The sequence below is a fragment of the Chryseotalea sp. genome (genome assembly GCF_057350905.1).
On sequence record NZ_JBMRCF010000013.1, the window covers coordinates 1 to 9,854 of the forward strand.

General features: G+C 40.2%; 9 protein-coding genes. 1 reads left to right on the top strand and 8 read right to left on the bottom strand.

Annotated elements, in window-relative coordinates:
• From ACO1XM_RS16185 to ACO1XM_RS16200, 4 genes are all read right to left on the bottom strand, one after another.
• The coding region (locus tag ACO1XM_RS16185) for a hypothetical protein (protein ID WP_486230868.1) at positions 1 to 951 on the bottom strand (951 nt) is incomplete at its 3' end.
• A gap of 13 nt (positions 952 to 964) precedes the next feature.
• Positions 965 to 4,234, bottom strand: a complete 3,270-nt coding sequence (locus ACO1XM_RS16190) for a hypothetical protein (protein ID WP_486230870.1) — start codon at positions 4,232 to 4,234, stop codon at positions 965 to 967.
• A gap of 390 nt (positions 4,235 to 4,624) precedes the next feature.
• Positions 4,625 to 5,086: an OsmC family protein gene (locus tag ACO1XM_RS16195; protein ID WP_486230872.1), complete on the bottom strand. Its 462-nt coding sequence runs from the start codon at positions 5,084 to 5,086 to the stop codon at positions 4,625 to 4,627.
• Positions 5,087 to 5,362: 276 nt separating this feature from the next.
• Positions 5,363 to 6,784 (bottom strand): hypothetical protein, encoded by a 1,422-nt coding sequence (locus ACO1XM_RS16200; protein WP_486230874.1) that lies wholly within the window; start codon positions 6,782 to 6,784, stop codon positions 5,363 to 5,365.
• A 28-nt stretch (positions 6,785 to 6,812) separates the two neighbouring features.
• On the opposite strand from ACO1XM_RS16200, the gene ACO1XM_RS16205 reads away from it, so the two are divergent.
• Positions 6,813 to 7,028, top strand: a complete 216-nt coding sequence (locus ACO1XM_RS16205; protein ID WP_486230876.1) for a hypothetical protein — start codon at positions 6,813 to 6,815, stop codon at positions 7,026 to 7,028.
• A gap of 115 nt (positions 7,029 to 7,143) precedes the next feature.
• Here the strand turns inward: ACO1XM_RS16205 and ACO1XM_RS16210 are convergent, their stop codons facing one another.
• The 4 genes from ACO1XM_RS16210 to ACO1XM_RS16225 all read right to left on the bottom strand — a co-directional run bounded on the left by ACO1XM_RS16210 (position 7,144) and on the right by ACO1XM_RS16225 (position 9,769).
• On the bottom strand, positions 7,144 to 7,680 hold the full coding sequence (locus tag ACO1XM_RS16210) for an ORF6N domain-containing protein (protein WP_486230878.1): 537 nt from the start codon (positions 7,678 to 7,680) through the stop codon (positions 7,144 to 7,146).
• Positions 7,681 to 8,193: 513 nt separating this feature from the next.
• The gene (locus ACO1XM_RS16215) at positions 8,194 to 8,403 is read right to left on the bottom strand and encodes a hypothetical protein (protein ID WP_486230880.1); all 210 of its coding nucleotides are present in this window, start codon (positions 8,401 to 8,403) and stop codon (positions 8,194 to 8,196) included.
• Positions 8,404 to 8,736: 333 nt separating this feature from the next.
• Positions 8,737 to 9,132 carry a hypothetical protein gene (locus ACO1XM_RS16220; RefSeq protein WP_486230881.1) on the bottom strand — a complete coding sequence of 132 codons (396 nt, stop codon included), beginning with the start codon at positions 9,130 to 9,132 and terminating at the stop codon, positions 8,737 to 8,739.
• An 88-nt stretch (positions 9,133 to 9,220) separates the two neighbouring features.
• A complete protein-coding gene (locus ACO1XM_RS16225; protein ID WP_486230883.1) occupies positions 9,221 to 9,769 on the bottom strand; it encodes an REP-associated tyrosine transposase in 549 nt (182 codons plus the stop codon).
• Between the last annotated feature and the right edge of the window lie 85 nt (positions 9,770 to 9,854).

Genomic DNA, 9,854 nt, shown 5'->3' on the forward strand with positions numbered 1-9,854 from the left:
CTCATAGGCATAACTTGAGTTACCACCCGAAGCACTTGCACTTGAAAAAGTGGGGGCCGATGAACCTGAGCAAATGGTGGCACTGCTGTTTGAAATTGAACCAGCAGACAGGGGTGGATAAACTGTAACGGTAATGGTATTGGAAGCTGCGTTAACAGCACAAGCCGATATCGCTAATCTTCTGTAGGTAATGGTTGATGTGAGTGCTCCAGGTGAATAGTCCTGGCCTGTTGCGCCTGCAATATTAACCCAACTGCTCCCATTATAAAACTGCCATTGGTAATTGTAAGGTGCAAGGTTATTATACGCCAGTCCTGCATTACTTAAGGTAGCGGGCACCGTATTGTAACAGATGGTTTGATTACCATTGATGCTTCCTCCCTGTAGATCGTTGTAAACATTTACACTAACCGTGTTTGAATAGATAAATCCACAAGAGCTGGATACCCTGAGTCTGTAGGCACTGTTTCCTGGAATGGTGTAATCGGTAAAAGGAAGAACAGCACCTGAGATGTCCGTCCATGCTCCCCCTTCAATAGATTTCTGTAACACTGGGTTCGATCCGACTAAACCGGTTTGCGAAATCTGAACACTGCCAATATCCCTGCAAACTGTACTCTGATTAATGGAGAGTGTTCCTGGGTTTATTTCGTTAATAGTTAAAGAATAGTTTTGAGCTGTTCCACCGGTAGGTGTGAATTGCAAAGTAAGTGTATGCGTAATTGTTGCATCGGCTGGAAAATAAACGGAAACAGTGGGTGCACCTTGTCTGGGATCTTCACCGGAAACAATAAAAGTTCCATTTAAAGCCCACCGATACTTGCCAAAGCCTGTTACTTGAGAGTAATAAGTAATATTACTTGCCCCGTTACATACCTGTGTAGGGCCTGTTATTTGCGAAAAGCCACTGATCGTTACTAAGCAAAAAACAATGATAGATAAATACTTCATTTGGATAATAGCTTTATTGCTTGTAGACATATTCATTTTTCTGAAGCACCTTTTTATTCTCATCCATGACCATTTCGAGTCGATTAAACTTATCATATTTGAAATACTGAATGATGTTGTTCTGATCAGTGATGGTCTCTACGCCTACACCATTTTTATATGTAAGCGATTTCACAAAGGCACCCTTAGGGAAAACACGGATGTCATCTATACGGCTTTCATTTATGGTATTCGCAAAAGGAAGCTCTCTGAATTTCCATGTATTGGAATCCCAGTACCAATAACTCATGATCAGATCATTAGTAGAAACAGGAATAAAGCCCTGATCGGAGAAAGTGAATTGCCCTGTCCAGTATTTTTTACCGGCATGTGCTTTGTTAGGCCCATTCTCGTTAGTAGCAGCTGCATTATCTTCAAAGCTGCTAACAAAAATATCCGGTCTGTCGGTATTGGTAATTTCAGCGATCGGGTAGGTATTGTTGTGTGCCCATATATACTGGGTTGTAAATGGTGCCAGCACAGGTTTGTTCGTGCGCTTGATTAACTTATTTTTTGCATTATACACATTGTGAAACTCGTGAACGTAACCTATAGTCGGGTCGGTCCATACATATTTATTAGTAAGTTGTTTGCCCAGGTAATTAACCATTACTTTTTCAACCGGAACTGCATTTACAAATTTTTCCGTTGTTGTAATTAATTCCGGATTTTCGGCCATTCGAGTATAGGTGGTCAGGTTTTCAATATTCCTGCTGTCGTTCCATTTTTCCTGCATAACAAGCGTGTGCGTAAACGGAGCAACGGTATCGTACACATACTTTATTTCTTTGGTCAGTGTGGGCACTCCGTTTTTATACTCAGTTGTTCTCTGCTTCGATAGATAATTCCATTTTGTTTTTATTTCATAATAGTTATTTGCGTAATCGCTGGTAAGGCATTGAAAACAAAAACGGCTCGTCAGGTTTTTAACCACCAAACCCCTGGCTGTATTTCCCGGAATTAATTCATTATAGGTATAATTAATTTCATTAAGTTTTTCCAATCCTGTTGATACAGTGGCAAAAACTATTTTTGATAATGGCTTTCCGTTTTTATAGGATAAATCCATATTAGAACTGCTGGGGAATGGATAGGTATACACATATTCATCAGGTACATTCACAAAACTATGCTCCACTAAACCCGACTGAATTTGTTGCTGCTCTACATCAATAAATACAATCTCTTTCACCAGCGAATAACCAATATGACTGCCGTGGTTAATCGCCAGGGGCACTTGCGAGAAAGTGCTGAGTGAGAGGAAATTCCCGGCAGGGTCGGGAAAGCACGTTTGCCCCGCATCACCACCTATGCTTCCGCCAATTGTTGTAGAAATGCTTCCGCCAAGAATCATCGGACTAAAATGTATTCCGGAGGAGTTTCCATTGGCAAATTTGTAGGTATAGTTTTTTGTAAGTTTCTTATTTAGAATAGGATCATAATGCTTCACCTGTTTGATTCTTAAACCACCCGCCTCCAGGTTACTGTCTATAGGCAGTTCATACTCAACGCTTATGGCAACACTCCCACCCTCACCACTCTGTGCAAAAAGCTGATAGGTACCTGCGGCAAAATTTACCCGGTTACCACCATTGGTTGCTGGGCTATAGGCTACATAGCTTGTACCATTCCATTTTTTTAAGGTAGCAAATGAGTAGAAGGTATAAGGCTCACCTGTTTTAGTGAGCGTTGCCACTGTTGGCGCATCTAACGTAAAAATTGTTTCAAAGCTTGTTGGGTTATTATTATCACCACCTGAAGCACTCGCCTCTTTTATGAAGGTGACAAGGTGGTCCTCCTTATGATAAGTATGCAATTCATAATCAAACTCAGTGTAGCCACTGGTTGGGTAGATCAGTTTTTTAAGGGAGCCGACTTTGGCATAGTTAAGACTAGGATCGCGGTTGGCGGCCAAAGTTCTATTAACATGATACAAGTTATTTTTAAAGGGGGGAATTAAGGTTGAGTTGTTTGCACCATTGTAGTAACCCCAAAAATCCTGGGCCTTGGAATTAATGGGTGGAACCGGGAACGATTCAAAATATTCAAAAGCGTGACCAGCCAATGTATCCGTATCTTCCTGAACACTGGAAAGTTCATTGATGTTGGTGAGTTTAAGTTTGGTATTCGCACCAAAATAATCATACTGCAGTAAATACCTTTGTACCAGATCACCGTCTTTTCTTAGCTCAATTTTATCAAGTCTTTTCGAACCATTCAGGTCATTTCTGCTAGTCTCCGCTAAAAATTTTAGTTCATACCCATCTGTTGTTGTAATTGTCGAAAGTCTTTTTGCATTAACCTGTGTATCAGTATTGCAATAATCTATGGACATTCCGGCAGGTCCATGTCCTGACACTTTAACTTTTCTCGATTCGTTGTAATAATCTGAATAGGTAACAAATTCATCTGCATACGAAAACTTGATACTGTCTCCATTCAGGCTCATCGAAGTTAAATACCAACTATTTGCAAAAAAATCTATGCCCGGGTTATAGGCTGAAAGTGCTGAACCACAGGCAGTGGTTACTTCAGTTGTTTCTACATGCGAAAAGGTATAGACCACCCCGTCTGCACCTTTAAATACCCAGGTGTCACCAGGATTATAAATATTCTCAAATGGATGTTGAAGCAATTTTGTATCATCATTTACATATTTTACCAGGTTTCGTTTCTGATCAAAAGTAAACTTCAGGCTTCCACCGGGTGAGCTATAATAATAAACATCGGGCTCTGTATCCACCATGCCTTGCGCTAAAGAATCAAGCCTGGTGTAGGGACCATCTTGTGTAGTAAGCGGAACACCTGCTGGTGTAGCACAACTATAAATTTTATTCATATCGAATAAACCATTTGATTGAAAAAGATACCCGATATGGAAATAACCCTTTTTCCCTGGAATATTTATTTCGTCTGGCAAACCTTTGGTTGAGCGACTCACCGCGCCTCCGGCATTGAGTGTCCACCCGGCACCCACCCATGAAGCTCTTTCATTTACTTTCAAACCTGAAGCATGATACGATAAGGAAACCGGAACAGATAATTGTCCTGTTTTCAATTCAGTAATGGGTATAGCAATAGAAGGTGTACCTGTGTATAAACTAACAGGCATATCAATATACTTTTGAAATGATGATGCTGTTGGTGATGGAGGAATCACGTTGATCTCAACCGGATCTTGCGCAAACAAGCGTAACGTTGAGCATAGCAACACAACAAAAAACGAGTGTTTTTGTGTTCTCATAAATAGAAATAAGCTTAAGTTAATTGACTACTGCACAACCCTTTCTCTATGGGCAAATAAATACAAAACTTCACACCCATGCAAAATGGAAGCATGCATAAAGAGGCGGGCTTTGCAAGCAACGACTGCCTGACATTTCTTTCATTGCATAAGATCATTCTCTAATACTCTGATAATCATTCAGTATCAGCAATCCTTCGTTTAACGTTTAGGGAAACACTGTCCGAAAAAAAATTAAAAAAATATTAATATTAAGGTGTTTCAAATAGGGATTTCTTCTGAAAATAGAATTTTTGATACCTTAAAATTAAGGTGTCAGCTTTGTTAGACACACAAGGCAGAAGGTATAATTCCTTCATAATAAATCTGTAAGGATGTATCAGGTATTCATTACAAAGACCCCGCAATCCTGATAATTGTCTCCATGCTGACCTTTGCCTTCACTGAATTTGATATTAGGCAAGCAGCTTCTGATTTTGTTAATACTTTCATGGCCTTCTCTCTATCTTCTTCTTTTAGAATAGTGAGCTCAGGTGCAAGCGCTACTGCTGTCATTAAATATTTACCATCAACTTGCTCTAGTTTACCCTTGGCTACACAAGAGAAGGATACAAAGTCCAGTTTAAAATTTTCTGCAATGGCTAAAAAGGTAGTCATTAAACAACTGCTGATGGCAGCTGTATATAAATGCTCTGGCGACCATATACCCGGCATGCCCTTCGGAAAAGGCGGTGGCGTGGCCACTTCTATTCTGCCACCATCGGTGGCAGTGAAGTGTACGTCAGGTGATGAAATAATGCCCTTACGTTCTTTAGACCAGACTAAATCGACTTCAAAAAAATGCGCTTCCATATTCTATCGTTTTGTGTAACACCACCCCTTTCGTGTTGTACCTAAAGCTAATGTTAAGTGATCCATATTCAACTGATCACTTTAAGCTTCAGCAATGACATAAATCATCATTTTTGAACTGCTTCAGATCAAAATTACTGGCAGAAGACGGTGTTTATATCTCTATCAATGCTCCTCGTCCCCTGCGGGAGACAAGGAGCGGACAAAGAGTGACCTAGTCCAATCAGCTTCTCCGGATTATAAATGCAGAAGAGCCAAAACACAAAAAGATCAACCTTACTTTTTCTTAGACTTCAATGTATACTCAAAACCAAAACGTGTATTGAGTTTGTTTGCATAGGGGCTGCTCAGGTTGTCATCGTAAATCATATAGAGCACAAACAAGGTTCCTTTCAAGCGATTAACAATTCTGTAGTCTTTCTTAATGCCTGCAAAACCTGTATTTATCCAGCGTGCCGGATCTTCCGTGCTTTTGGCATTCGCAAAACTGGGCACAGGTATACCAAACAAAGACTCGCCCTCCAGCCTGAATGAAATACCCTTGTTCCAACGAAACTCTGCAAACAACCTGGGGCCATACATACTTTCCTGCGCCTGATACACTACTCTTTTCGCATAGCCCAATCGTTGATTCCAACCTAAACCTGCACTCCAGCGATCGGTTATGCGATAGGCAAGAGAAGGGTTGACATCGATTAACCAATGCTGCGATTTTTGTACCTGAAAACTCAAGCCCGGCACTAACCTTTCAACAAAAGGTTTACCTTTCATCGGATTCGCTCTGCGCTTGGGTACATTCAAACTATCTAACGATTCGTATTTAAGTTTAAGGTCACTCATCTTCTGCATGGCTGCCATCAAGGCTTCCTGCTTACCTGCAAAGTGATCTTTAGCAACCTTCATCACCTCTTCTTTGGCCTGTTCTTTCAGCATATTTTTAGCCGCTTCCTCATCCATGGCTGTTGGTATATTTGCTTTACCCAACTCCTGCTGCAAGGCGCCCACTTCTTTGATCTCCGAAATTTTTTCTTCGGCCAGCTTATCAATGGCTGTTGAATTCTTTAAACCACCTTCTTTAATTTGTTGTACTTCATTTTGGTAGATATCTACCTTGCCCGACAAGTCACTTACTTTATTCAGTTGCTCTTGTGCCTGCTTTAATTCATCCGGTACTTGCACCTGTGCCTTCACATCCTGTACTTGCTGGTTTACGTCAGGCACTTTAACGCCCGTACCATTCAATGCCGGAGTGTTAAGCGATGTTTCATTCAGCTTGGGTGCGTTTACTGCACCATCTGTTTTAAACTGATTATCGGTAATCTTGTTAAAGCCCTGCACTTTATTATTTATACTATTCTCAATTTTATTAACCGGGTCTTGAATTTTTTTCTGCAAAGTCACTATCTCCTGGTTAAGCGAATCCAGTTTTTTTAGTGGCTTCAGGTTGTTGAGACTATCCAGACTCTTCTGCACCAGTGCCGAAGGTTGACCTATGCGGTTCAAACTATCAGCTTTGTTTTGCAATGCTTGTCTTTTGCTTTTCAGGTTTTGCAGTGATTTGCTGGAGTCAGCGCCTGCGCGCAAGTGGGTAAGCTGCTCAATTTTTTGCTGCAGGGAATCTATGCGCTGCTGGTTGTAATCCGTCAGACTATCGGCTTTGTTAAGTACACCTATATTCAGCGTGTCCGTCTGGGCCAAAAGGCCGTGAGACAAAAAGAATACCGCTATGAAGAAGCAAATGCGCACCCACAAAAATAAGGGGTTTTTTGACTTAGAAGTAAGCCGTGTGAATTTAAAGTTTGATGGAGTGGGCAGCCTCTCGTGCCTCGAGCCGGGCCACGCGCTTCGCGTGGCTGCAATCTTTTTGCCCTACGCACAAGCCTCGCAGCAAAAAGGATTTACGCTCCTATCCCTGCTGCGGCTGTGTGCAAAAAGTAAATGAAGAGAATAGAAAGTGATTGCGCTTTTAAAAAATAGATTTTCTAATGCACCATGAAAGCGGGATTAAAATCCCGATCATCACTCGTTCGACATGGGCAGCATGAGGATGGCTGTATTTACTCTCCTTTGATCTTGAACCCGATCTTACGCATGGGCTCTGTCTTCGGATTCAATAGTTCTCTCAGGTATTCAAAGATCAACTTGATATCACCGTCCTGCCTTACAGCCTTTCTTTCTAACTTCTCCAACTTTAATAAAATGTCTTTGTGGGTAAGTACAAGTTCACGCAGCTTTGTAAATATTCTAACGATCTGAACATTTACTTCAATAGCTCTATCACTGTTCAGTACGCTTGCTAACATTACTGCCCCATGCTCAGTAAACACAAAAGGAAGATTGGGTGAGTATTTTAGTCTGTTTAAATGCGGAACATTTTCTATTAAAGATTGCTTCTCTTCTTGATTCAACTGGAACATAAAGTCTTCTGGGAAGCGTTTTATATTCCTTTTTACTTGTTCATTCAATCGTTTAGTTGGTACTCCGTACAGTTCAGCAAGGTCTGTATCAATCATTACTTTCTTTTCCCTAACAATAAATATCTTGTTAATCACTACTTCATCGGGGATTTCTATGTCTGCTTTCTTCTTGGTCATAGTCAGATTCATCTAGGTGGTCGCATTTTGCGACCACCTTATTTAAGGTTTAATTTATTACAGTTATATCCAAAATTTGCAATCTTAAAGTTACCCCAATGGATGATGGATGGAACTTGTTCACTTCTTCGGTAAGCTATTCCTCCAATACTCAAAGATACCTGGTACCTTAATGAATAAAGTTTCCAGAAGTTCAATTTTAGTGGTCAGAAGTATTGAAGTGACAAAAATGTGCAGACAGAATAGTCTGTGCTGGTTTTAGTCGGTGTTCTCGACTGGCGCGGAAGTCACCCCTGAATGTCAAGGTAAAGAACTTGTCTTCTTATAAACTTTATAGCCAGGCATGGATGGGCTACGCACATACCGGCACACAACATCTGCGTCAGGGGGGATTTAAAGTTAGGGCTTACTGGAGCCTCACCCCCTTCTCTCCTAAGGAGAGGGTAAGTTTAGTACTGGTTTGTAAATAGTTTTTCTGTTGGGAAGATGTTGTATATGCACTTGTTCAAACAACTAGTTAGTTTTGCTTATCCTCCAAAAAATGTCGCGCAGTTTTCTAATCAGGTAGTAGCGGTTGGGAAGTTCACTTGCGTAGTCATCTTCCTTGCCTGCATAGTGCACCAGGTCGCAAAGGGTTTCGTCCAGTTCATCACCTACCTGTTTGGCTGTCATCCCTGCTTTTAAAAACTTATCCAGCTCAGCGTACTGTTTTGGTGTCTTCATAGAAATATATTTTTCGTCTTTTAGGTCTATTCAGTTGTACTTTATAATTGGCATAGATGTTTTCCTCGCTCACTTCACGGAGATTTTCACCAAGATGCTTTAAAAACGATTCATTGTATACGTTTATCACGAAGGCAAGGTAAAGAGGCTTATGAAAATAAACTGAGCGCATGTATGCACTAAATTGAAATATTATTTTAGGCTTGGGTGCTGTATCATGCTGGGAAATCGCTGCTAATAAGTAACTGGTACCTAAATAAAAAACCCAGCGCAACCGCTGGGCTTGTAGTTTATTTCAAGAGTAGCACAAGACGATACGACTAGAGGGTGTAATTACTCGTAATAATTTGGTACACTTGATAGAGCTTCAATTTTTAACTCGGTGTCTAATAAATTAAATCTCATAAAATGGTTTAGGCAAAATGAAACTTCTTTTTCTTCATTAATTTTTATCGTTACAGACTCTGATGTTTTCGGTTTTATTAAAATTTCTTTAGCAAGATCCAATGCTCTATCTGTAGTTATAGAATCATCAAAATAAACATCTCCATCGACCTTAATCACTAAATGCGTTTTATTAAATCCTCTTTCAAAAAACAAAATGCTTTCTGTTGGAGAAAGATTAGGGCAGATAACATTATCTTTTGAGATCTGCGATCTTTGTTTACACTCAAATAAAGTAAATAATAATAGCAGGCTAATTACTACCCGATGTTTTTTTTGTGTCATCCTTAACTTCATTTTTAATAACCTTTAGCTGCCAAACTGGCGCAAGTCTTTGGCATTGCGCGGAAGCATGCGCGTGACTTGTGCCTTGTCATACATAAGCCAATTCTATCAGTCCCTTTCTGTTAGCATAATAATCTCCCGCGCTGCTATATAACCAATCTTCACCTTTTTCCACAAAACCTGCTCGTACAGGGTTTCCGTGTATATAATCCATTTTCTGTTGAAGTATTGCTGGGGTATCACATTCTATTGGATGATTGTCTTGTTTCCAAAACTGATAACGCGTGTTGTTACTGTTAGACTCACCTGCTTTTCTAAAAACCTCCAGCATCCACTCACGCCTACTCTCTGGTTCTTTTTCTATAGCACTCAGAATTTGATGAGCAGTAAATTTCTTTAAATCACGCATAATACCCTCTAAATAAAAATCAGAACCACGTGAAATAATCATATGAACATGGTTAGTCATGATTACATAAGCGTGAATGAGTAAGTGTTTATGTTGTTGACAGTGTCGCCAACTAGAAATCAAAATATCTCGATACACATTTCTTGTGAAGACATCAACCCAACCAACGACTGAATAGGTTACAAAATAATGACCATCAGGATTATAAAATTTATACTTGGTACTCATAAAGTGGAAGATACCAACTTATTGAATAGGGCACAAGTCTCGCACTTGCCTACACACTAGGCAGAAGACTTGCGCCAGTTGGTGA